Origin of the sequence: Aquimarina hainanensis (genome assembly GCF_042684685.1) — a bacterium.
Classification (GTDB): domain Bacteria; phylum Bacteroidota; class Bacteroidia; order Flavobacteriales; family Flavobacteriaceae; genus Aquimarina; species Aquimarina hainanensis.
In genome coordinates this window covers 288,780-313,783 of the sequence record NZ_JBHULX010000030.1, presented here as the reverse complement: position 1 = coordinate 313,783, position 25,004 = coordinate 288,780, and the positions used below count along the sequence as shown (strand labels likewise).

The following is a 25,004-nucleotide window of genomic DNA, read 5'->3' as shown; positions in this document are numbered from 1 at the left end:
TACTCCAGTATAACTATTTTTATGAACTCTTATCCTTTCGATAAGCGGGTGCAAACATACAAACCTTTTTTGTTTCTGACAAAACTTTTTTTAAAGTTTTTTTAAAGTTTTTTTTACTTTTTTATAACAGTTTTTAAATCTTAAATAAACCATAGTTTACCTAACAAAAAACTTGCTATAATTACTCGATAACTCACACCTACTCTTACAAGAAAATATGTATTTTACCGAAACAAAAAAGTGTGCTTTTTAATGATTTTTTAAAGCAAGTATTTCTAAATACTTACTCCTTTAAAATCCCCGTTTTCAATGAACATCAGCCCCTCGGCTAAGCGGGTGCAAACATACAACCTTTTTCATATTCAGCAATACTTTTTTTGCGTTTTTTTTAAATTATTTAGCAATCCGCTATCAAACAAAAACTTAGCTTTACACAAAAAAGTTCCAGATCAAACCAAAACAAAAACTGCTCCTTTTACCTTAATATATATACACTTCGTAAGAAACTAAATGTTTTCTGTAAAAAAAATCAATCATTTATATAATAAATGTAACCCCTAAGTGTTGTATGAATTTTAATATCGTATTATCTTTGTCTCTTATAATATAATAAAAACATGATTAAAATTACGTTGCCAGACGGCTCGGTTAGAGAATACAACAGCGGAATAACCGCTATGGAAGTTGCTAAAGACATCAGTGAAGGTTTCGCAAGAAATGTTATTTCTGCTAAATTCAATACCAATACCATTGAGACCTCTACCGAATTGACAACCGATGGTAATCTTATTTTATACACATGGAAAGATGACGAAGGAAAAAATGCCTTTAGGCATTCAAGCTCTCATGTCCTTGCACAAGCTTTGGAAGAGTTATACCCTGGCGTAAAACTTTCTATTGGTCCTGCAATCGAAAATGGATTCTATTACGATGTAGATCTTGGCGATCAGACAATCTCCGAAAAAGATTTCAAAAAAATCGAAGATAAAATGCTTGAAATAGCCCGTGGGAAACACGAGTTTAAAATGAGAGCTGTTTCAAAAACGGAAGCTTTAGAAAAGTACAAGCAAGAAGGAAATGAGTATAAAGTAGAGTTAATTGAAAACCTGGAAGACGGCACCATTACCTTCTGTGACCATGATACATTCTCTGATTTATGTCGTGGAGGACACATTCCTAACACTGGAATTATCAAAGCTGTAAAAATCATGAGTGTAGCGGGTGCTTACTGGAGAGGAGATGAAAATAACAAGCAATTGACTCGTGTTTATGGTACTTCTTTCCCTAAACAAAAAGAGCTTAAAGAATATCTAGAACTTTTAGAAGAAGCCAAAAAGAGGGATCACAGAAAATTAGGTAAAGAGCTTGGTTTATTTACGTTCTCATCCAGAGTAGGTCAAGGACTTCCTTTATGGCTCCCTAAAGGTGCTGCACTCAGAGAACGCCTGGAACAATTCTTAAAGAAAGCCCAAAAGAAAGCAGGCTATGAAATGGTCGTAACACCACACATTGGTCAAAAAGAGCTCTATGTAACTTCAGGTCATTATGCCAAATATGGAGAAGACAGCTTTCAGCCAATAAATACTCCTGCTGATGGGGAAGAGTTTTTATTAAAACCTATGAATTGTCCTCATCACTGTGAGATATACAACAATAACCCCTGGTCATACAGGGATCTTCCGAAACGCTACGCTGAATTTGGTACCGTATATAGATATGAGCAGAGTGGAGAATTACACGGATTAACCAGAGTTAGAGGTTTTACTCAGGACGATGCACATATTTTTTGTACCCCTGATCAACTAGATGAAGAATTCAAAAAAGTTGTTGATTTAGTATTGTACGTTTTTGGTTCTTTAGGCTTTGAGAACTTTACAGCACAAGTTTCTATAAGAGACCCGAAGAAACCGGAGAAATATATAGGAGAAGCAAAAAATTGGGAAAAGGCAGAAAAAGCTATTATTAATGCTGCAAAAGACAAGGAACTTAATTTCGTCATAGAAGAAGGAGAAGCTGCTTTTTATGGCCCTAAACTTGATTTTATGGTAAAAGATGCTTTGGGCAGAAGTTGGCAACTCGGTACTATTCAGGTTGACTACAACCTACCTGAGCGATTTGACCTCACTTACAAAGGCAGTGACAATGAGCTACACAGACCTGTTATGATCCACAGAGCACCTTTTGGTAGTCTGGAACGCTTTATCGCAATTTTACTAGAACATACAGGTGGAAATTTCCCATTATGGCTTATGCCTGAACAAGCCATTATCCTCTCTATCAGCGAGAAATATGAAAAATACGCGGAAAAAGTTTTAAATTTGTTAGAAAATAACGAAATTCGCGCCCTTGCCGATCATAGAAATGAGACGATTGGTAAAAAAATCAGAGAGGCAGAAATGAACAAGTTCCCTTTTATCATCATTGTTGGAGAACAAGAGGAAAAAGACGGAACAATTTCTGTTCGTAAACATGGAGGAGAGAACATTGGTACTGTTAATATCGAAGCGTTCTCTAATATTATAAAAGAAGAAATTGATAAGACATTGAAGAAATTTGATGTTTAATATAAACTAAGTTTAATTTAAATTTTTAAGTCATAGCAATAAGAAGAAAAAGGTCTCAAAAGCCACTAAGAGTAATCAAAGAAGATGCTCACAGAATCAACCATAAAATTAGAGTTGATGAAGTACGTCTAGTTGGTGATAACGTAGAGGTAGGTGTATACCCTACCAAAAAAGCTCTAGCACTTGCTGAAGAGCAAGAATTAGATTTGGTAGAAATCTCACCAAAAGCAGTACCCCCTGTTTGTAAAATAATGGATTATAAAAAATTCTTATACGAACAGAAAAAAAGAGACAAAGCCCTAAAATCTAAAGCAACAAAAGTTGTTGTCAAAGAGATCAGGTTTGGACCCAATACAGATGAGCATGATTATGAGTTTAAAAAGAAACATGCTATTAAGTTCTTAAGTGAAGGTTCCAAATTAAAGGCTTATGTATTCTTTAAAGGACGTTCTATCATCTACAAAGACCAAGGTCAGATTCTGCTTTTAAAACTTGCTCAAGAACTTGAGGAATATGGAAAAGTAGAGCAAATGCCTAAACTTGAAGGAAAGCGAATGATTATGTTCATCGCACCTAAGAAAACAAAATAACCTTCTTTTATTTTTCATTAAATACAAAGAATAAAAATAATAAGTGAGATTATTATAAAAACAAGGATACAATGCCTAAAATGAAAACGAAATCTAGTGCTAAGAAGCGTTTTAAGCTTACTGGTACTGGTAAAATCAAAAGAAAGCACGCTTTTAAGAGTCATATATTGACTAAAAAATCTAAAAAGCGTAAGCTTGCTTTAACGCACTCTACGTTAGTGCACAAAAGCGATGAAAATAGTATTAAAGAACAATTACGTATTAAGTAATTTCTTCTTTAATCCGGTTAGAATTATTATAAACCCAGGAGTTAGGCTCTTATCAAAAAAATGATATACAAAAGTACTGCGCAAGCAGACGCCTACTACTAAAAAATTTAAAATTATGCCAAGATCAGTAAATTCAGTTGCTAAAAGAGCTAGAAGAAAAAGAGTTCTTAAGCAAGCAAAAGGTTACTTCGGACGTCGTAAAAATGTTTGGACTGTAGCAAAAAATGCGGTTGACAAAGCAATGTCATATGCTTATAGAGACCGTAGAAATAAGAAAAGAACTTTCCGTGCACTATGGATCACTCGTATTAATGCAGGTGCTCGTTTACACGGTTTATCTTATTCTCAATTTATGGGAAAATTAAAAGCTAACAACATAGAACTTAATCGTAAAGTTCTTGCTGATTTAGCAATGAATAACCCTGAAGCTTTTAAAGCTATTGCGGATAAAATAAAGTAATTTTTTTAATAAAAATATAATCTCATTTAGAAAAAAATCCTGTAAAACCTACAGGATTTTTTTTGTATTTCATCTTAAAAAAATGCATTTTATCGGATAAAACATGCGTTTTATCTATTAAACATAGCACATTATACACTTTTTTTTCTTACATTTAACTAAACTTGAATCGTATGAAAAAAAATTACCTCTTACCTGTATTATTACTTTCGCTATTAAACAGCATCCCCATAATCGCCCAAGATTCAGGATCATTACACGAGAAAGGCACTCTTGGAGCTGAGCAAATTTTTGGTCTACTCGAACTCCCCTTCCTAGCTATCGCGCTTATTTTTAGTTTTCTTACAGCAACCCGATTAAAGGGCGGGAAATTAGGAGCAGGAATGGCTCTATTAGCCTGGGGGTTTGTTGTTATGGCCCTTGGGCATCTACATATGCAAATTGCTCATATTTTTGGATATAATTTATTCAAAACACTTCTGGGAGATACACTGGGCAACTATGTATGGTTTATTGCTCTTATAATTACCTGGGGACTTTCAGCGTTAGGATTCTATAAGATATATAAAGCCAGTAAAATATGACACCTCTATGATTGGACGTTGGTTTCGAAAAATCATAACACCCAATAAAAATGTTGACTTTCCAAAGAACACAGAAGAAAAGAAGATAATTGAACTTATTGACTTTCTTTGGAAAGAAATCGACATACCTTCTAACGCCATAAATTTAAAAACGAAAATTTCTTATTTTAAAGAATTATCTTTTACCCATAAAATAGATTCACTAACCGAAATATATTTATTACTGGAAGAACATCTTATAGAAAAAAACATTATTCAGCGTTATTCCAAACAACAACTTCGAACAAAAGTACTAGACTCTTATGGCGAATTAAGGAAATACACCAATTTCAAGCTTATTTTCCAACCTCTAAAGGAACAAGAACTAACTATCTGTAAGATTTTTTTATCGGAAGTTTTAAAAAAAGCTTCTGAATTAATCGGAAGTTTTAATGACTCCGAAATATTACAAATCAAACAATACCTGACTACTCAACATGACGGACTTGTAACAAACCTGGTCAGTGAACGGAAGAAACTCCTCAATTACTCGTTATTAATTTTTTCGAAAATAAAAGATTCCCTGGGAGAAAATGTAATTGCTAATATATACTTACTCATTTATCAAAAACATTTTCAGTCTTATCACTTATTAGACTCTTTTACAGCCACGCTCAATGTAATCCCAGAGGAAATATTAAGTAAGGATTTGATCAATTTCCCTAGTAAACAACAAATGCTGAAAATGCTAAAAAAGCAATTGCATAATTTACAGGATATAAATGATCAGTTGAGTAAAGAAATCATAGAGCGCAAGAAAATCGAAGAGGAATTAAAGCACAGTGAACATCTAAAGGCTAATATCCTTGAAACTGCTATGGATGGAATCATTCTGGTCAATAGTCAAGGAATAGTACTCAATTGGAATAGGCAGGCAGAGACAATTTTAGAAGTAAAAAGAAAAGAAACCATTGGAAGAAGTATATACTCTCTAGTTCCTTACAAGCTCAGGCAAGAATTAAAAAGTAGTATTTATAACTACATCCATACCGGAGATGACCTCTTGATCAACAGAAGAGTTGAAACTTCAGTACAAAGAAAAGACAAAACCACTGTTCATATAGAGCTTACCATCATCGCTATAAAAATCAAAGACGATTACTTATTTAATGCGTTCTTTAGAGATATTACTAATAAGAAAACTATTGATAATGAAATAAGGGAGGCCAAAGTATCTGCTGAAAAATCTGCAAAGGCCAAATCTGTTTTTTTATCTAATATGAGTCACGAAATAAGAACCCCTCTTAATGTAATTTTAGGTCTTACCAGTATCATTAAAAAAGGACAGTTTGAAGACCCTGAATCAGATAAAAAAAATCTAGAGGGAATTCAGTTCTCCGCAGAGAATTTATTAGTTCTCATTAATGATATTTTGGACTTTTCTAAAATCGAAGCAGGGAAACTCACCCTACATAAAACGGATTTCAATATTCATGAATTAATCACAAACCTATCGAGAGGTTTTAGCATAAAAGCTGAGGAAAAAGGCTTAACCTACACCACCAATATCGATTCTAAACTCCCAAAATTTATCATAGGAGATCAGTTTCGTCTCAATCAAATACTAACAAACCTACTAGGTAATGCTATTAAATTCACCCACAAAGGAGAAGTTAGTATTAATGTATATACCAAAGAGGAGGAAAAAGACACCTGTACTATTAATTTTGCTGTAGAAGACACTGGGGTCGGTATCCCAGAAGACAAGTTAAAAAACATCTTCCGAAGTTTTTATCAGGTTCATAAACCGGGTAAAAACAAAATAGAAGGAACTGGACTTGGATTGTCTATTTCTAAACAATTGATCGAGTTACAAAATGGATATCTCAATGTAAAAAGCGAGCCTGGCAAGGGATCTGTTTTTGAGTTTTCTATTACCTATAAGAAAAGTAAACTATCGACATACATTAAAAATCAAAAATCAAAAAATCAAAAGATTTCTAATTTTTCACATCTATCCGGTCTAAATGTTTTAGTTGTAGAAGACAATAAAATGAATCAGTTTTTTATCAAACAATTATTTTCTAATTGGAACATCGCAGCAGATATAGCGGATCATGGAAAAATTGCTTTAAAAAAATTAGAAAACAATACATACGATCTAATTCTAATGGATATGCATATGCCTGTTATGGATGGACCAGAAACAACAATAAATATTCGAAAATCCAGCAATCCAAAAATCAATCAAATTCCAATCATTGCATGTTCCGCAGATGTTTTTCCCGAATCAAAGAAAGCTGCCATCGAATCAGGAATGAATTTTTATTTAACCAAACCTATTAGTGAAAAAGCACTGGAAGAGATCATCATAAGTTTGCAGTCCCCTTCTCCCCTTTTGCAAAAAAAGGCGTTATCCCCCAATACCACTATTAGTACTATTTCTACAAGAACATTTTGTGATTTCTCTTCATTGGAACAGACTTTTGACAATGATCCTGACATTATAAAATCTATTCTCAACATATTTCTAGAAGAAAGCACCAAAGATTACAAGACTCTTCAGAAAGCGATCAAAGATAAGGACCTCTTAACTTCTCAAAGCATGGCTCACAAATTAAAATCAAGCTTTAAAACACTAGGTCTCAACAGAGAAGCTGAAATACTCAAAGAAATTGAACATTCTTCTGAAAATATCACTTCTCAAGACAAGAATTCTTTATTAATAAAAAAATTAGATTCTGATTTCCCATTAATCATTCAAGAAATAAAAACGCTTCTTACAGAAAGAAACTCTTAGCCTCAACATCTTCTTTTTAGCATTCTCTGCCTATATTTGTCATATGCTTGAACAAATCACCAGTACACAGAATAGTAAAATTAAATTTCTATCTCAGTTAATAGAGAAATCCAGAGTCCGAAAAAGAGAAAATTGTTTTGTCATAGAAGGCAAAAGAGAAATCACTCTGGCAATTGAGGGAGGGTACACTCTTATACAAGTCTTTTATTGCCCTGATATTCTCCCTAGAGAAGAGGCACTTGCGCTTGTAAAAAAAGAAAATGCTTCGCTTCCCTTATTCGAAATTACTTCAACCGTGTATAAAAAAGTTGCTTATCGGGATAGCACTGAAGGAATCATTGCCATTGCACAATCCAAAGACAATGCTATTAACACACTCTCTTTCAAAAACAAGACTCCACTTATTTTGATTGCTGAATCCCCTGAAAAACCTGGAAACATCGGAGCCATCCTAAGAACAGCAGATGCTGCCAATATTGATGCAGTGATTATTGCCAACCCTAAAACCGATATTTACAACCCAAATATTATACGATCGAGTGTTGGTTGTATATTCACAAATCATATTGCAACAGGTTCCTCTGAAGAAATTATCCACTTTCTAAAGCAACAAAATATTAATATATATGGGGCAGCCTTGGAAAATGCCGTAAATTGCTATTCAATTGATTATACTAAACCTAGTGCAATTATCGTTGGTACAGAAGCAACAGGTCTTTCTGACATGTGGTTACAGAACACGAATAAAAATGTAAAGATTCCGATGAATGGTGTAATCGATTCCATGAATGTTTCGGTTGCTGCCGGTATTCTCATTTATGAGGCAAAGCGCCAAAGAAATTTTGAATTTTAATATATATAATATCAGCATAAAAGATTACTCTTAAATACAAATAACCATAACCCAAAAAATATGACCCCCAACCTCCTTTTCTACCTACTCATTATGATACTAGTCGTCGTATTTTTATTCGACACTATTCTGGATATACTCAATGCCAGTCATTACAATAACAAAATCCCTGACGAATTAAAAGACATCTACCCAGAAGAAGAATATCAAAAATCCATTGCCTACAAAACAATGAACTTCAGGTTTAAAATAGTACAATCCAGTATTACCTTAATCGCTACCTTACTATTTTTCTTTTTGGATGGTTTTTCCTGGTTGGATACTATTGCCCGCAGCATCTCTACCAACCCTACTATCGTTAGTCTTATTTTCTTCGGTATTATAATGGTAGCTAGTGATATTTTATCAATTCCTGCTTCTTATTACAGAACATTTGTAATTGAAGAGAAATTTGGTTTCAACAGAACTTCGACTAAAACTTTTTTTATTGACAAAATAAAGGAAGTCCTGATGATTATATTCATCGGAGGAGGAATTTTATTTCTGGTAATTTGGTTTTACCAACTAACAGGCGAACAATTCTGGATATACTCCTGGCTATTGATTTCATTATTTACATTATGCATGAACATGTTTTACACAAAAATTATCGTGCCTCTATTTAATAAACAAACACCTCTTGCTGCTGGAGAATTAAAAGATATAATTGAAGCGTATTCCGAAAAAGTAGGGTTTCGATTAAAAAATATATTTGTTATCGATGGATCTAAAAGAAGTACAAAAGCGAATGCTTATTTTTCAGGCTTAGGGAGTGAAAAACGAATTACGCTTTACGATACACTTATCAAAAATCTCTCTAATGAAGAAATCGTTGCCGTACTGGCACATGAAGTGGGACATTACAAGAAAAAACATATCATATACAACCTTGTACTATCTATCATTGTAACAGGAATTACACTTTGGATTCTTTCTTTATTTATAAATAATCCGATACTCTCAGAAGCATTAGGGGTTGAACAACCTTCATTCCATATAGGACTAGTTGCATTCGGGGTACTGTATAGCCCAATTTCTGAAATCACCGGACTTGTTATGAATTATATCTCCAGGGCATTTGAATATCAGGCCGATGATTTTGCCAAAGAAACCTATAATGCCCACGCGCTAATCAGTAGTTTAAAAAAATTATCCAAAAATAACCTAAGTAACCTCACCCCACACCCTGCAACGGTTTTCGTACATTACTCACACCCAACACTATTGCAGCGAATTCGGAATTTAAACAAGTAAAACCTTATAAAAGCAACTTGGTTGTTACGATTCTTAATCGTACATTTATCTATAAATATTTTACCTTCCTTAATTGAAGGTTTAACTTTATTTTAACTTTAGATACATTTTCACAAATCATCTAACAACTAACCATGGCTTTCTAAGAAATTTTTATGTATGACAGAAGCGGATATAGAAGAAGAAAATAAACAAATAGCCAAACAGTATAAAGAACTGCTACGCATTAGTTATCGTGACCTTTCTAAAGAAGACAAAAAGTTAATCAGACAGGCGTTCGATATTGCCGTTGATGCACATAAAAATCAACGCAGAAAAAGTGGAGAAGCCTACATATTTCACCCTATCGCAGTTGCAAAAATAGTTGCCAGTGAAATTGGTCTTGATGCGACCTCTATTGCTGCTGCATTATTACATGATGTTGTAGAAGATACGGAATATACACTGGTAGACATTGAACAAATGTTTGGGGAAACCGTAGCTCGAATTGTAGATGGTCTTACTAAAATATCTTCTTTAAAAAAGGATAAGGACATTTCACTTCAGGCAGAGAACTTCAGAAAAATGCTTCTCACATTAAATGATGATGTCCGGGTTATTATTATCAAAATAGCAGATCGATTGCACAACATGCAGACAATGGATGCTATGCGATCTGACAAACAAGTAAAGATAGCCTCTGAAACGCTGTATATATACGCTCCTTTAGCACACAGAATTGGCTTATATAACATCAAGACAGAACTGGAAGATCTGGGGTTAAAATATACTGAACCAGAAGTATATAATGATATCCTGGAAAAAATAACAGAAAGCAAAGAAGAACAGGATGCATATATAAAACGATTCTCAGACAAAATCAAAGAAGGTTTAGACCGGGAAGGGCTTAATTATGATATCAAAGGACGCCCTAAATCTATTTTCTCTATCAGGAGAAAAATGGTGAAGCAAAATATTGCCTTTGATGAAGTATATGACAAATTTGCGATTCGAATTGTCTACAAATCGGATTTAGAAAACGAAAAATTTATTGCCTGGAAAATCTATACAATTGTCACTGATTATTACCGTCCTAATCCGATACGATTAAGAGATTGGATTTCACAACCAAAATCCACGGGATACGAGGCTCTTCACATCACTGTTATTGGACCTGATAGTAAGTGGGTAGAAGTACAAATCAGAAGTGAGCGAATGCATGAGATCGCTGAAAAGGGATATGCTGCTCATTACAAATACAAGAACAAAGGAGAAAAACAAGATCGAGGATTAGATGAATGGTTAAATCGACTTCAAGAAGCCCTGGAAAATTCAGAAGCAAATGCGGTGGATTTTGTCGAGGAATTCAAATTGAATCTCTATGCCAAAGAAATTTTTGTTTTTACTCCGAATGGAGATTTAAAATCCCTTCCAAAAGGAGCTACAGCTCTAGATTTTGGTTTTTCTATCCACACAGAAATAGGTCTTAGAACCAGAGGCGCCAGAGTTAATGGTAAACTCGTGCCACTCAGCCACGAATTAAAAAGTGGAGATCAGGTAGAGATTATTACCTCTGAAAAATCAAAACCATCTTCTAACTGGTTGGATTATGCAACCACCGCCAGAGCAAGAGGAAGAATTAAATCAGCACTAAGAGAAGAGAAAAAACATATTGCTGAAGAAGGAAAAGTCATTTTAAAACGAAAACTGCGATCTCAAAAAATTACCCTTAATGAAAAAGTAGTTAATGAGCTCGTATTGTATTTTAAACTTAAAACCAGTCTTGACCTTTTTTACAGAGTTGGTATTGGTACAATAGACAATAAAAAGATCAAAGAATTCGCGACCACTAAGAGTAATGCCTTCATGAATTTTATCAAGAATAAAATGAGAAGGAATAATTCGAATGATCTTCATAAAGAAGAAATCACTTCTAAATATGACTTAATTGTTTTTGGAAAAGATGCTGATAAATTAGAGTATAAGCTAGCAAACTGTTGTAATCCGATTGCGGGAGATAATGTCTTTGGTTTTATTACTGTCAATGAAGGAATAAAGGTTCATAAAAAAGACTGTCCTAACGCACTCCAATTACAGAGCAATTACGCATATCGAATTATACAAGCCAAATGGATTGACTCTAGCCAGGAAGAATTCAAAGCTGTAATTCGTCTGAATGGAATTGACAATATCGGAGTCGTTAATGAAGTAACGCAAATCATATCCAACAATATGAACCTTGCAATCTATAATATGAACTTTGATACGCATGATGGGGTTTTTACTGGTAAAATTACGGTAGGAGTCAAAAATCAAAACACCTTAAAAACAGCCATAAATAATCTTTCTAAGATAAGTGGTATAGATAAAGTAGTAAGAGAATAAAAAATAATGTAAATTTGCATTTTTTAGGTCTATGGGCAATAAATCAAACACACAAAACGATCAGAATATTGTAAAGAATGTATTTACAAGCTTCTTAGAAGAAAAAGGGCATAGAAAAACGCCTGAGCGATATGCCATCCTTCAAGAGATATATGAGAGTGACGATCATTTTGATATAGAGTCTCTTTATATCAAAATGAAAAACAAAAACTACAGAGTGAGTCGTGCGACTTTATACAACACTATCGAATTATTGATGGAGTGTAAATTGGTACGAAAGCACCAATTTGGTCAGAGTCAGGCGCAATACGAAAAATCGTATTTCGACAGACAACACGATCACTTAATCCTCACAGACTCTGGAGAAGTACTGGAATTTTGTGATCCCAGGATTCAATCAATAAAAAAAACAATCGAAGAAATTTTTGAAGTAGACATTACAAATCATTCTTTGTATTTCTACGGAACGAAAAAAAAATCAACAAATCAAGATAACTAATGGCGGTAAATTTATTACTTGGTCTTCAATGGGGAGACGAGGGTAAAGGAAAGATTGTAGACGTTCTTACAAAAGATTATGATATAATAGCCAGATTTCAGGGAGGACCAAATGCAGGACACACCTTGGAGTTTGATGGTATAAAACATGTATTACACACAATCCCTAGTGGTATTTTTCATGATAAAGCCATTAATGTAGTTGGTAATGGTGTTGTAATTGATCCTGTAATATTCAATAACGAATTAATAAATTTGGACAAATATAATATTGATTACAAATCAAAACTTCTTATTTCCAGAAAAGCACACTTGATTCTGCCAACCCATCAAATTCTTGATAAAGCTTCAGAATTAGCAAAGGGTAAAGAAAAAATTGGTTCGACTCTAAAAGGAATTGGTCCTACTTATATGGATAAAACCGGAAGAAACGGAATCCGTATTGGAGATCTAGAGCTTGATGACTGGAAAGATCGTTATCGTTCATTAGCGGATAAACATGAAGCGATGATTGCTTTTTACAACGTAAAAGTTGAATACAATCTAGCTGAGCTGGAAAGCAAGTTTTTTGAAGCAATTGAGAACCTCAAAAAACTGACATTTATAGATAGCGAAGAATACCTTCACAATGCGCAAAAAGAAGGAAAAACAATATTAGCAGAAGGAGCACAAGGATCTTTACTGGATATTGACTTTGGTACATACCCATTTGTGACTTCATCGAATACTACTGCTGCCGGAGCATGTACTGGTTTAGGAATTGCTCCTAATAAAATTAAGGATGTATTTGGTATTTTCAAGGCATATACTACCCGAGTAGGTAGTGGTCCCTTCCCTACCGAATTATTTGATAAAGATGGGGAAACCATGGCAACTGTAGGGCATGAATTTGGAGCAACAACCGGAAGACCTCGTCGATGTGGATGGTTAGATTTAGTCGCTCTTAAATACGCTGTTCAGGTAAACGGAGTCACTCAATTAATGATGATGAAAGGAGACGTACTTAGCGGGTTTGAAACCTTAAAAGTATGTACTTCATATAAATATAAGGGAGAACCTATCACACACCTTCCTTACAATATCGAACCTGAAAATGTAACTCCTGTTTACACAGAATTAAAAGGATGGTCTGAAGATCTTACAGAAATGACTGAAGCTTCTCAACTCCCTAAGGAATTAAACGACTATATAGCATTTATAGAAAAAGAAATTGAAACACCGATCACAATTGTTTCTGTCGGACCTGACAGAAAACAAACAATTCACAGATAAAAAAGTGATCCTTTATCATACAAAAAGGCTTTCTGGAATTTCAGAAAGCCTTTATTTTTTCAGAAATCTCTATCTTTTCTAATTACAACCCCCAAAACTCAACAGCATTATCTTCTATTCCCTCATAAAAAGTCGCACTGATATGTGTATTGTACATGATTAATTCACTAAAAGAAGTTGTAGAAAAATTATTTACTCCATTCCCATTAGCCCAGCAAATAGAGAAATTGGTGTTCACTGTACAACGACCTGTTGTATGTGCTCCATTTAGCAACTCTACCCCTTTTACCCGGATAATCACATTAGTATCTGTCTTCATAAAGGAATAATGATCCCATACATTTACTCTGGCTCCATTAGCAATACTTCTACTCGAATTACAACAAATACCAGGATCAAAATACATTCTGTTATCACTCCAATTAATATGAGTTGACCATCGATCTCTATTCGTCAATACTCCAAATGAGTGCTGTGACTTCGTAGTCGCTCTCATAACTCCCAATACAGTTCCATTAACTCCATTATTAGTCAACACCTGAATACTGGTTCCTATTATCAAAAAATCATTGGTTCCATCACCCTGAAAGTGAGGGATTGTAACATCCGGAAAAAAACGAGGCTGTCTATTTGTATCTGTTTGGGTTGCATTTCTTCCTAAGCCACTTTGGTCATACCAGGTCACAACAAATACATTAGCTCCTCCTCTCCAGGTATTGATTAAGTCTATATCTACAATATCATTTTGTCCCGCACAAAAATCTTGTTCCGCATTATCACTTACCCTTCTCAACCGTACCAGCGGACCTGTATAATCAGAATGCACCAATCGCATAGAAAAAGCAAAACTGATATTATCCAGTTTATCGTCTAATACATGGTGTAAATTCAATGTTGGGAATTGATTATAATAAGCTATCTGAGTATTCCCTTCATACATAACAAGTGCTATACATATATAAAGTACTATCTTTTTCATTTTGTCAAATCTCCAGTTATATGATATGTATCTGTACCAGTCGACAACACCCCTACTCCTGCATCTTGTCCAGCTGTTTTAAAACGAAGTAATCGGTGTCGAACGGTAACTCCCGCTGCTCCCTGAATAGTAACCACCCCTGTTCCAATTTGATAAATACTAACATTATATCCTACTGGCAAACCTGCCGGAATCGTAATCGTCATATCTGTAGTACTATTAGCTGTGATAGCACATCCATTATCCGTTAATACTAATGTATAATTAGCGGTTACATTCTTAATAATACTTTTTTCTACCATCAATTTCAACCATTGTGCGCCATCGTACTCATAAACTCTTTCCGTATCAGTATTATATACCATAGCCCCTTCTGCAGGAGAAACAATTGCATTCATTTCTGTCGTAGTAACTCGCTGTAACGCAAAAATGGCATCAGCGTCAACTTGCGAAAATATCAACTGACTAAAACCAATACACAATCCAAGTATTATTTTTCTCATGAGGATCTACTTTTTTTAAATTATAATTCCACAATTACCAAATCGTAAAATTATGTTAAATTTATAAATTTAAGCATGATTTATACGTTAAAAATGTTTTTTTAACCGATAAACGGCACAATCAGTACTTTCTAAAGATACGTATATTTATATTGAATTCCTTGTAACACTTTTTGTTTTGTGACGTTTTTAATGTGTTGTTAAGCCATTTTTTACCATTGGAACATTCATCTATTAGATACAATTTTCGTTATTTTGCACACAAATTCAGTAGACTTGAAAAACACATCAATATTTATCGTATTCGCCCTTTTATGTTCTTTTTTTACCTCGGCTCAGGAAGGCAAAAAAATAAAGGTACAATCGGATCGTACTATTAAGGATCAGGAACGTTTTCCTGGAGCAACTATCCTTGCTAAAGTAGACAAGCAAGTATATATGGAACACGAAGGAATTGAAATCTGGTGTGATCAAGCAATTCATTATAGCGAAAATAAGTTTGTAAAAGCACTTGGTAATGTAAAAATGAAACAAGGAGATACAATTACCATGACTAGTAAATATGCTGAATACAATGGTAATACTCAGTTTGCCTATGCCAGTGATGATGTTTTTATGGAAACCCCATCAAATACATTGCAAACGGATACGCTCTTTTTTGACCGCTTAAAACAACAAGCATATTACAGAAGTGGAGGAACGGTCAAAGATTCTTCTAATACCTTGACCAGTCTGATTGGACGCTATTACATGGATAGAAAACAATATTCTTTTAATACTAATGTAGAAATTATTAACCCGGAAAACACAGTCAATTCAGATCGTTTGGACTATTTTTCAGAAAATGGTCACACATATCTTTACGGACCTTCTACTGTAAAAGGAAAAGAAAGTACTTTATATTGTGAGAGGGGTTTTTATGATACAAAGGTCAATGTAGGATATGCGATAAAAAATGCTAGAATTGACTATAACAATCGCACCGTGTTTGGGGATAGTATTTTTTATAACAGCAGTATTCAGTTTGCTTCGGCTACTAATAATATTAAAGTATTGGATACCACTAATAAATCGGTCATTACCGGTCATTATGCCGAGGTTTTTAAAGACAAAGACTCTGTTTTTATTACCAAAAGAGCACTTGCAGCTACCTTACAGGAAAACGACTCTATATACATACATAGCGATACACTCATGGTAACAGGAAAACCTAATCATCGGATCATGAATGGTTTTTATGATGTAAGAATATACAAGAGTAATATGAGCGGCAAAAGTGATTCTATTAATGTGAATCAAACTACAGGATATACCAAATTAATCGGACGTCCTATCATCTGGTCCGAAAAAAATCAAATGACGGGAGATACCATAAAAATAATATCTAATACAGAAACCGAAAAACTAGATTCACTTCTGGTATATCAAAATGCATTTTTAGTTCAGGAAGACACCTTACAGGCAGGATATAATCAGGTCAAAGGACAAACACTAACAGGTTTATTCAAAGATAACGAACTCTATCAAGTAGATATAGATAAAAACACAGAAACTATCTTTTATCAAAGAGAAAGTGAAGGAGACTTAAAACTCATTGGAATTAATAAAGTTTTATCAAGTTCAATACGGTTATTATTTACCAATCGAGAAATTGAGGATGTCTATTATTATCAAAATGTAGACGGCACACTCTATAGAGAAATTGACCTACCAGAAAATGCTCGAGAACTATCCGGTTTTCACTGGAGGGGGGATGAACAAATCATGAGTAAAAAAGATTTATTCAAAGGAGAGAAAAAACCTGTACTTACTAAAATAAAAGGAATCCCTCTCCCAAAGGAAGAAGAGGATTTCTTCGACGAAAAAACATTAAAAAGACTCGAAGACAATAACCCTGAAGGGTCTCGTCTTATGGAACAACACCTAAAAGATGCAGAACTCAAAAAGACAAATAAAGAACTAAATCCGTCTCCCGAGGATGAAAATGAGGAAACACTTCCTCCGGATAATTAAGACTTGACTTTTTTATTACCGTACGCTTTAAAACGCTTTTTAAAAAAATGAAAAAGGATTTTTTCACATATCAGGCACAGACGACTTCTACACCATTGGCTATGGAAGTATCATATGCCAAAGGCTCTTTTATTTATGACACTTCTCATAAAAAATATCTGGATTTTGTAGCAGGAGTTTCTGCTTGTAGTTTAGGTCATCAACACCCTAGAGTTATAAATGCTATCAAAGAGCAGGTAGACAGTTACCTGCATGTAATGGTATATGGGGAATACATTCTAAAGCCAGCTGTAACACTCACGAAATTATTGGCAGAACACTTACCATTCCCTCTTCAAAAAACCTATCTGACCAATTCAGGAACAGAAGCGATCGAAGGAGCTTTAAAGCTTGCCAGAAGAGCCACTGGAAGAAGTCAGATTATCACTGCAAAAAAAGCATATCACGGAAACACTATGGGAGCCATGAGTGTTATGGGGTTTGAAGAACGGAAACAGGCATTTAGACCCTTAATTCCGGATGTTAATTACATAACGTTTAACCAAGAAGAAGAGCTATCCCTAATCACCACTAAAACTGCTGCCGTTATTTTAGAAACTATTCAGGGAGGAGCCGGTTTTATAACTCCTGTAAATGACTACTTAAAAAAAGTACGCAATAGATGTTCTGAAGTAGGTGCTTTGTTAATTTTAGATGAAATTCAACCTGGTTTCGGAAGAACCGGAAAGTTATTTGGTTTTATGCATTATGATATTGTTCCAGATATTGTGGTTATGGGCAAAGGTATGGGAGGAGGTATGCCTATCGGAGCATTTACAACCGACACTAAGACGATGAACCTATTACAAGACAATCCTAAACTAGGACATATCACCACTTTTGGAGGAAATCCGGTCATTGCCGCCGCCGCACTAGCTACTTTACAAGAGATAACCGAAAGTGACGTAATGGCAGCTTCACTTGAAAAAGAAAAACTATTCCGATCCTTACTAATCCATCCTTTAATCAAGGAAATAAGAGGCACTGGTCTTATGCTGGCAATAATGACCCCATCCGAAGACATTACTTCTAAGGCTATCCTTAGATGCCAGGAAGCCGGAGTCATACTTTTCTGGCTTCTTTTCGAGCCCAAAGCAATTCGAATAACCCCTCCGCTGACAATAAGTGAAGAGGAAATAAAAATGGGATGTGATATCATTCTCAGTATTTTAGATGAAATACATACTGACATCGACTAACTGTGGTATATCTTTTGTTAATTAGTTTGTTAAAAACAATTAGTATTCAGCTGATTTTTCAATAAAAATCATTTGTAATTTTAAATAAGAAATAGAGCAGTATCACCAAAATTTATTTTGGAAAGCGAAATAAAAATAGTAACTTAATAAGGAATATTTACAGGGGCTAGATTTTTCCTAACGGTTAAAAGTCATTTTATTTCACTATTCATCTTAGATAATGACCTAATACTTAAGATGTATGAAATTTAACCACGAAGAAGAGGATAACTTATCACTTACACGATACGAATCCATGTTACGATCGAATGATGTCAAATTCTTTGACTCTAATGAATTTGAATCAATTATTCATCATTATTTAGAAAACGGAAAAATAGCCAAAGCTAAAAAAGCTATTTCCTTAAGTCTTTCTCAACATCCTTCATCCGTTAATTTAAAACTCTTACAGGTAGAGGTATTGGTATTTGAGGATCGCTTGGAAAAAGCAGATACCTTACTTGCTCAACTCCATGCTATTGAGCCTGAAAACGAAGAAATTTATATCCAAAAAGCAAATATCCTTTCCAAACAAAACAAACATAAAGAAGCCATTGATTTATTATTTATGGCGCTGAGTTACACTTCTAATGAAGCCGATGTATTTTCTTTATTAGGAATGGAATATCTTTTTATGGATGATTTTGAGAATGCCAAAATTAACTTCATGAAATGCCTGGAGGCTGATGGAGAAGATTACTCTGCCTTATACAATATCATCTATTGCTTTGATTTCCTCGAACAACATGAAGAAGCTATAGAATACCTGAATCGATTTCTCGACAAAAACCCATATTGCGAAGTCGCATGGCATCAAATAGGAAAGCAATACTATGACCTGGGAATGTTCAAAAAAGCATTAGCAGCTTTTGATTTTGCCATCATCAGTGATGAATACTTTATCGGTGCCTATCTGGAAAAAGGAAAAGTACTGGAAAAATTAAAACGCTATAACGAAGCTATTGAAAACTATAGAATCACACTCGAACTAGATGACCCTACCTCTTTTGCTTTATTGCGTATAGGAAAGTGTTTTGAAAAACTGGGAAGTGATGACCTGGCTATACAGCATTATTCCAAAACGGTTCATGAAGACCCCCTACTGGATAAAGGTTGGATTGCAATTACTGATTTTTATATGAGAAAGCGCAATTATCAAAAAGCACTCTATTATATAAATAAGGCTATTAGTATTGATAGTGAAAATGTGTTGTATTGGAAAAGATATGCTAAGATCAATAATCGACTCGCATTCTTTGAAGAAGCAGAAACGGGTTACCAAAAAGCAATTGAACTTGGAAATTATGAATTAGATACCTGGCTCAATCGCTCTGATATTTTACGATTTCTGGGGGAATCTAACGCTGCTATTATCAACCTAAAGCAAGCGATCGAGTTTTATCCTGATAACGCAGAAATCCACTATCGATTAGCCGGTATGTACTATGAAACGCAAGAACTGTCCAAAGGAGAATCCCATTTGAGAAAAGCGTTGCGCCTGGATAGAGAGTACACCATTGTTCTTGAAGAATTATTCGAAACAGTTTACAACCTATCATTAGTAAAAAATATAATTTCTGAATATCAGTAAACATCTTATAGACAAATATTAAAAATAGTATCAACCCGAATCAGCTCACAAGCTGTTTATATACCAATTATCTCATAACTAGATAAAGATTACGCATAGTAAACATACTGCTAAAACCTGTAGTAAATCGTTCCCTCAGTTTTCTGGTATAAAAATCTTACCTCCTCAATAAAAAGCCTCTTTTTTCATCAGAGGTTTCCCCTGAAAATTGCATACATTTGTTTGACATTTAATCTTTAAAAACAAAGAGAATGCAACGAAGTCTTAAGGACTACCTTATAATTACATTAAAGGGACTAGCCATGGGAGCTGCCGATGTGGTTCCTGGAGTATCTGGAGGTACCATCGCTTTTATTTCCGGAATTTATGAAGAACTTATAGAAACCATTCATAGACTGGACATTAAATTTTTCAAAACCTGGAGAAAAGACGGGCTATTCTCTGCCTGGGAATCCTATAACTTATCATTTTTAGTCGCCTTATTTTTAGGGATAGTGATTAGTATATTGTCTCTTGCTAAACTTATAAAATGGTTGTTACATCATCAGCCTTTACTCTTATGGGCTTTCTTTTTTGGTTTAGTTATCGCTAGTATTTTATATATAGGAAAACAAATAAATTCCTGGAGTCCAAAAACGATAATCAGTGTTATTGTAGCAGCAGTTCTATCTTATTTTCTAACAGTTGCAGAACCGCTAAGTTCCCCTGAAAATAACTGGTATTTATTATTTTGTGGGTTTATAGCAATTATTGCTATGATTTTACCGGGAGTATCCGGAGCTTTTATTCTCTTAATACTTGGGGCTTATCAAACATTTATCGATATATTAAATCAATTGAGAAATGGGATTATCAACCTAGACTTTGATGCCGTTTACCAATCGCTAAGTAAAATTATCATTATCGGTATTGGAGCCCTTATAGGGTTAAAACTATTCTCCAAAATCCTAAACTGGATGTTTAAGAACCACAAGAACATTACATTAGCAATTCTTACAGGTTTTATGATCGGTTCTCTGAATAAATTATGGCCCTGGAAAAAAGTACTTTCCTGGAGAGTAAATTCAGAAGGAATTAAAGTTCCATTTATAGAGAAAAGTATTCTTCCTACAACATATGAAGGAGATCCTAAAATATTTCTGGTTATTCTACTAGTTTCTTTAGGTTTTTTATTAATTTTTACACTGGAACGCCTTGCCGTAAAAAAAGAACAATAACTCATTACTATGCCACAGGATACTCGTACGCTTCGGGATAAATTTTTCTTAGTGATAAAAGGATTATTAATGGGTGCTGCTAATAAAGTGCCTGGGGTATCCGGAGGGGTTGTTGCTTTTGTGGCTGGTTTTTACGAAGAGTTTATTTACTCTTTGCAAAAAATAAACCTAAAAGCTTTTAAACTTCTAATCAATTTTAGATTTTCCAGTTTTTGGCGGTATATAAACGGAAAATTTCTAGGTTTATTAATCTTAGGAATGCTGATTAGTTATTTTAGTGTCTCTAAGCTGTTAGATTACCTAATTGTTCACTATGAATTATTTGTCTGGTCTTCATTTTTTGGGATGATTATCGGATCAATCTATTATATCATTAAAGATTTTAACGACTGGAGTAAGCAAAATATTTGTTTTATTCTGGTAGGGGTTATTGTAGGAGTTAGCATTAGTTTATTAGAACCTGCCAAAGAAAATGACAATTTATGGTTTGTATTTATTTGCGGGATTATAGGAGTTTCTGGAATGACATTACCTGGACTCTCCGGTTCTTTTATCCTTATTTTGCTAGGCAACTATGTACTATTGCTCGTTGACTCTGTCAATGCCCTTTTTGATACTATCAAAGACTTAATAAATGCGGATACTTCTTTTTTGGAAGACGGGGAACGCATTCGACTCCTCAAAGTTCTTATTGTATTTAGCCTGGGATCTATAACAGGTCTAGTCTCACTCTCTCATATTCTGGGATATGTATTGAAACGTTATAAAAATGCTACTTTTGCCATCATTATTGGTTTCATAACGGGCTCTTTAGGTGTTGTATGGCCCTGGAAAACAAAAGTTTTCAAAATGGATGCTACCAATTCTCATATCTTGGATGCGAATGGCAACCCAATTCTGGATAACTACAATCGTTATCTCCCAGATTTTTCAATTCTTCAAACATATATCGCTCTCTTTTTCATCATATTCGGTATTGGTATCGTTATATACTTGGAATGGTATGGGCAACAAACGCGTAAATCTTCTAAAAAATGAAAACATTTGGTTTATTGGGTAAGAACATAGGGTATTCTTTCTCTCGGAGTTTTTTTTCTGAAAAATTCAAAAACGAAAATTTATCATGCGAGTATAGAAATTTTGATATCGCTCAAATTAATGATGTAAAAGAAATATTAGACTCGGATGAAATAAAAGGTCTTAATGTAACAATTCCCTACAAGGAGGAAATTATTCATTTTCTGGATGCCCTCGATCCGACAGCAAAGGAAATAGGAGCTGTAAATGTGATCAAATTTACTGCTGACAACAAGCTTATCGGCTATAATAGTGATCATTATGGTTTTACCGAATCGCTAAAACCATTACTCCATAGCGAAATAAAAAAAGCATTAATCCTAGGTACTGGAGGAGCTTCCAAAGCGATTGCCTATGCTTTGGAACAATTAAACATTCAATACTCCTTTGTTTCCAGAAATCCCGATTTTAAAGAACTTCATTACAAAGATCTGGATGAAGATATTATTCGGGCATACAAACTCATTATAAATTGCACCCCTTTGGGAACACACCCTAACATTTATAATTACCCGGATATACCTTATGAATTCATTTCTGAAAAACACGTTTTATACGATCTCATCTACAACCCTGAAGAGACTGAATTCATGAAAAAAGGGAAAGAAAGGGGAGCCACAACCTCTAATGGTTTGCAAATGTTAATTTTACAAGCACAAAAAGGTTGGGAAATCTGGAATTCGTAACAGAATAGCTCTTCAAAACCTCTTTAGAACATAAAAATCAAAAAGATACAAATGCCAAATAAAAGAATTCCTTTTGAGTTTTTAGCAGATGTTAGTATCTTAGTCAATCAGTAAGTTAAGACAAACAATAAACATTTTAAGCGATGTCAACACATGATAACCTGCCTGAAGCAGATGGAAATAAGGATAATAAGGTAGAAACAATAGAAGCTACTGTCGATAATTCAGCTAATGAGATTTCTTCTGCAAATGCAGAACAAACTGACAATATTGACAATACCGCTCCTGAAGCAGTTTCTCCTACAAATGACGAGGAAATGGAAAAAGTGGACAAAAACAACGATGAGATTCAAGCGCAAATGGATAATGCTGTTGCTGAAGAAAGTGAAGATGAAGGAATTTCCGAAAAACATGACATCGAAAAAAAGGATTATCATGCCATGAGCAAAGAAGAATTGATTAAAGAGCTTAGGCTTTTAATCAAAAATGAAAAGGTTCAGGCAATAAAAGAACATGTAGAAGAAATAAAACTGGAATTCAACAATAAATTCAATGAAGAATTCGAACAAAAAAGAGAGGAATTTATTGCTGATGGTGGAAATTTGATTGATTTCTATTATTCTACCCCTGTAAAGAAAGAATTTAATTCTGTGTATTTTGATTATAAAGAAAAGCGAAATGCATTTTATCAAAATCTCAAAAAAGATCTTCAGGCTAACTTACAAAAGAGACTTGACCTCATAGAAGAATTAAAAGGGCTACTCAATGCTGATGAGAATATCAATTCTACCTATAATCATTTCAAAAGTATACAGGAAAGATGGCGTAATGCCGGAGCAATCCCAAGAGATAAGTATAACACAGTCTGGAATACGTATCATCACCATACTGAGAACTTTTATGACTTCTTACACCTCAACAGAGAATTTCGCGATTTAGATTTTAAACACAATCTGGATCAGAAATTAAAAATTATAGAAAGGGCTACTGAATTAGCTCAGGAAACAGATGTAAATCGCGCTTTTAGAGAATTACAGCTCTTACATAAAATGTGGAAAGAAGATCTTGGTCCTGTGGCAAAAGAATACCGAGAACCTATCTGGGAGAAATTTAGTGCTCTTACCAAACAAATCCATGAGAACAGACAAGGCTATTTCAGAGAACAGGATAAAGTCTATGAAAAAAACCTGGAAGTTAAAACTGAGATCATCAATTCAATAAAGGAAATTGCGGCTAAACCTTCTAAAAGTCATAATGATTGGCAACAAAAAATTAAGGAAATAGAGGCTCTCAGAGAAGCGTTTTTTAAAGCTGGAAAAGTCCCTAGTAATGTCAATGAAGAAACCTGGACGCTCTTCAAAACATCCATTCGGGATTTTAACCGAGAGAAAAATGCTTTTTATAAAAATTTAAAGAAAGATCAATTCGAGAATCTAAATAAAAAATTAGAGCTGATCAAAATTGCAGAGGACAATAAGGATAATGATGATTTCTCCTCTACTACTCCTCTAATGAAAAAAATCCAGTCTGACTGGAAGAAAATCGGACATGTTCCCAGAAAAGAGAGTGATAAAATATGGAAACGCTTTAAAGATGCTTGTAACTTTTATTTCGACCGTATTCATGCAGAAAGAGACGAAGCTAATAAAGAAGAAACTGCTGCTTATGAGAAAAAGAAGCAACATATAGAAGCTTTAAAAGACCTTACTTTATCTGGTAATCCTGAAAGCGATCTGGCTACTATAAAAGAAAATATTGCTGCTTGGAAAGAAATAGGAAGAGTTCCTTTTAACAAAAAAAGTATTGAGAACGATTATAATAAAATCCTGGATGATTTATTTGGTCAACTGAATATGAGCCGAAAGGAAACTGAACTTATTAAGTATGAAAACAAGCTAAATGCACTTTCTAATCAGAATGACGAGCGTGCTATTAGAAATGAACAAAACTTCATTCGTAAAAAAATCGAAGAAGTACACAATGAGATCCGGCAGTTAGAAAACAACTTACAGTTCTTCAAAAATGCTAAGGATGACAATCCTATGGTATTAGATGTTAAGAAAAACATTGCGAAACACCGAGAAAGTCTTGAGGTTTGGAAAACGAAGCTAAATAAGCTAAAAGCGTTATAAATA

At 34.2% G+C, this 25,004-nt stretch carries 20 protein-coding genes; 18 read left to right on the top strand and 2 right to left on the bottom strand.

What is annotated here, in order from left to right:
* Window positions 1–617 precede the first annotated feature (617 nt).
* The 11 genes from thrS to ACFSTE_RS15660 all read left to right on the top strand — a co-directional run bounded on the left by thrS (window position 618) and on the right by ACFSTE_RS15660 (window position 13,526).
* Window positions 618–2,564 carry a threonine--tRNA ligase gene (gene thrS / locus ACFSTE_RS15710; RefSeq protein WP_176026903.1) on the top strand — a complete coding sequence of 649 codons (1,947 nt, stop codon included), beginning with the start codon at window positions 618–620 and terminating at the stop codon, window positions 2,562–2,564.
* A gap of 74 nt (window positions 2,565–2,638) precedes the next feature.
* Window positions 2,639–3,154, top strand: a complete 516-nt coding sequence (infC, locus tag ACFSTE_RS15705) for a translation initiation factor IF-3 (protein ID WP_303246390.1) — start codon at window positions 2,639–2,641, stop codon at window positions 3,152–3,154.
* A gap of 71 nt (window positions 3,155–3,225) precedes the next feature.
* Window positions 3,226–3,423, top strand: coding sequence for a 50S ribosomal protein L35 (gene rpmI / locus ACFSTE_RS15700; RefSeq protein WP_176026904.1), 198 nt, complete (start codon window positions 3,226–3,228; stop codon window positions 3,421–3,423).
* A 115-nt stretch (window positions 3,424–3,538) separates the two neighbouring features.
* Window positions 3,539–3,883 carry a 50S ribosomal protein L20 gene (rplT, locus tag ACFSTE_RS15695; RefSeq protein ID WP_176026905.1) on the top strand — a complete coding sequence of 115 codons (345 nt, stop codon included), beginning with the start codon at window positions 3,539–3,541 and terminating at the stop codon, window positions 3,881–3,883.
* A 173-nt stretch (window positions 3,884–4,056) separates the two neighbouring features.
* Complete coding sequence (locus ACFSTE_RS15690; RefSeq protein ID WP_176026906.1) at window positions 4,057–4,467, top strand: hypothetical protein; 411 nt, start codon at window positions 4,057–4,059, stop codon at window positions 4,465–4,467.
* Between the two features lie 7 nt (window positions 4,468–4,474).
* Window positions 4,475–7,246, top strand: coding sequence for a PAS domain-containing hybrid sensor histidine kinase/response regulator (locus tag ACFSTE_RS15685; RefSeq protein WP_378253824.1), 2,772 nt, complete (start codon window positions 4,475–4,477; stop codon window positions 7,244–7,246).
* Window positions 7,247–7,289: 43 nt separating this feature from the next.
* Complete coding sequence (locus ACFSTE_RS15680) at window positions 7,290–8,099, top strand: TrmH family RNA methyltransferase (RefSeq protein ID WP_176026908.1); 810 nt, start codon at window positions 7,290–7,292, stop codon at window positions 8,097–8,099.
* 60 nt (window positions 8,100–8,159) lie between these two features.
* Window positions 8,160–9,392 carry a M48 family metallopeptidase gene (locus tag ACFSTE_RS15675; RefSeq protein WP_378253822.1) on the top strand — a complete coding sequence of 411 codons (1,233 nt, stop codon included), beginning with the start codon at window positions 8,160–8,162 and terminating at the stop codon, window positions 9,390–9,392.
* 159 nt (window positions 9,393–9,551) lie between these two features.
* Entirely contained in the window at window positions 9,552–11,756 is a 2,205-nt protein-coding gene (locus ACFSTE_RS15670; RefSeq protein WP_176026910.1) for a RelA/SpoT family protein, read from the top strand.
* A gap of 31 nt (window positions 11,757–11,787) precedes the next feature.
* A complete protein-coding gene (locus ACFSTE_RS15665) occupies window positions 11,788–12,255 on the top strand; it encodes a Fur family transcriptional regulator (RefSeq protein ID WP_176026911.1) in 468 nt (155 codons plus the stop codon).
* On the top strand, window positions 12,255–13,526 hold the full coding sequence (locus ACFSTE_RS15660) for an adenylosuccinate synthase (RefSeq protein ID WP_176026912.1): 1,272 nt from the start codon (window positions 12,255–12,257) through the stop codon (window positions 13,524–13,526). Before ACFSTE_RS15665 ends, ACFSTE_RS15660 begins: the two co-directional genes overlap by 1 nt.
* An 82-nt stretch (window positions 13,527–13,608) precedes the next feature.
* Here the strand turns inward: ACFSTE_RS15660 and ACFSTE_RS15655 are convergent, their stop codons facing one another.
* Window positions 13,609–14,505, bottom strand: a complete 897-nt coding sequence (locus tag ACFSTE_RS15655; protein ID WP_378253819.1) for a hypothetical protein — start codon at window positions 14,503–14,505, stop codon at window positions 13,609–13,611.
* On the bottom strand, window positions 14,502–15,008 hold the full coding sequence (locus ACFSTE_RS15650) for a hypothetical protein (RefSeq protein WP_176026914.1): 507 nt from the start codon (window positions 15,006–15,008) through the stop codon (window positions 14,502–14,504). The genes ACFSTE_RS15655 and ACFSTE_RS15650 overlap by 4 nt, the downstream gene beginning before the upstream one ends.
* Before the next feature lie 276 nt (window positions 15,009–15,284).
* On the opposite strand from ACFSTE_RS15650, the gene ACFSTE_RS15645 reads away from it, so the two are divergent.
* From ACFSTE_RS15645 to ACFSTE_RS15615, 7 genes are all read left to right on the top strand, one after another.
* Window positions 15,285–17,021 carry an OstA-like protein gene (locus tag ACFSTE_RS15645; RefSeq protein ID WP_176026915.1) on the top strand — a complete coding sequence of 579 codons (1,737 nt, stop codon included), beginning with the start codon at window positions 15,285–15,287 and terminating at the stop codon, window positions 17,019–17,021.
* A gap of 47 nt (window positions 17,022–17,068) precedes the next feature.
* Entirely contained in the window at window positions 17,069–18,259 is a 1,191-nt protein-coding gene (locus tag ACFSTE_RS15640; RefSeq protein WP_378253816.1) for an aspartate aminotransferase family protein, read from the top strand.
* Between the two features lie 241 nt (window positions 18,260–18,500).
* Window positions 18,501–19,889 (top strand): tetratricopeptide repeat protein, encoded by a 1,389-nt coding sequence (locus ACFSTE_RS15635; RefSeq protein WP_176026917.1) that lies wholly within the window; start codon window positions 18,501–18,503, stop codon window positions 19,887–19,889.
* Window positions 19,890–20,140: 251 nt separating this feature from the next.
* A complete protein-coding gene (locus ACFSTE_RS15630; protein WP_378253814.1) occupies window positions 20,141–21,106 on the top strand; it encodes a DUF368 domain-containing protein in 966 nt (321 codons plus the stop codon).
* Between the two features lie 9 nt (window positions 21,107–21,115).
* Window positions 21,116–22,144, top strand: a complete 1,029-nt coding sequence (locus ACFSTE_RS15625; RefSeq protein WP_378253812.1) for a DUF368 domain-containing protein — start codon at window positions 21,116–21,118, stop codon at window positions 22,142–22,144.
* Window positions 22,141–22,869, top strand: a complete 729-nt coding sequence (locus ACFSTE_RS15620) for a shikimate dehydrogenase family protein (protein ID WP_378253810.1) — start codon at window positions 22,141–22,143, stop codon at window positions 22,867–22,869. Before ACFSTE_RS15625 ends, ACFSTE_RS15620 begins: the two co-directional genes overlap by 4 nt.
* A 143-nt stretch (window positions 22,870–23,012) precedes the next feature.
* On the top strand, window positions 23,013–25,001 hold the full coding sequence (locus ACFSTE_RS15615; RefSeq protein ID WP_378253808.1) for a DUF349 domain-containing protein: 1,989 nt from the start codon (window positions 23,013–23,015) through the stop codon (window positions 24,999–25,001).
* Window positions 25,002–25,004 lie beyond the last annotated feature (3 nt).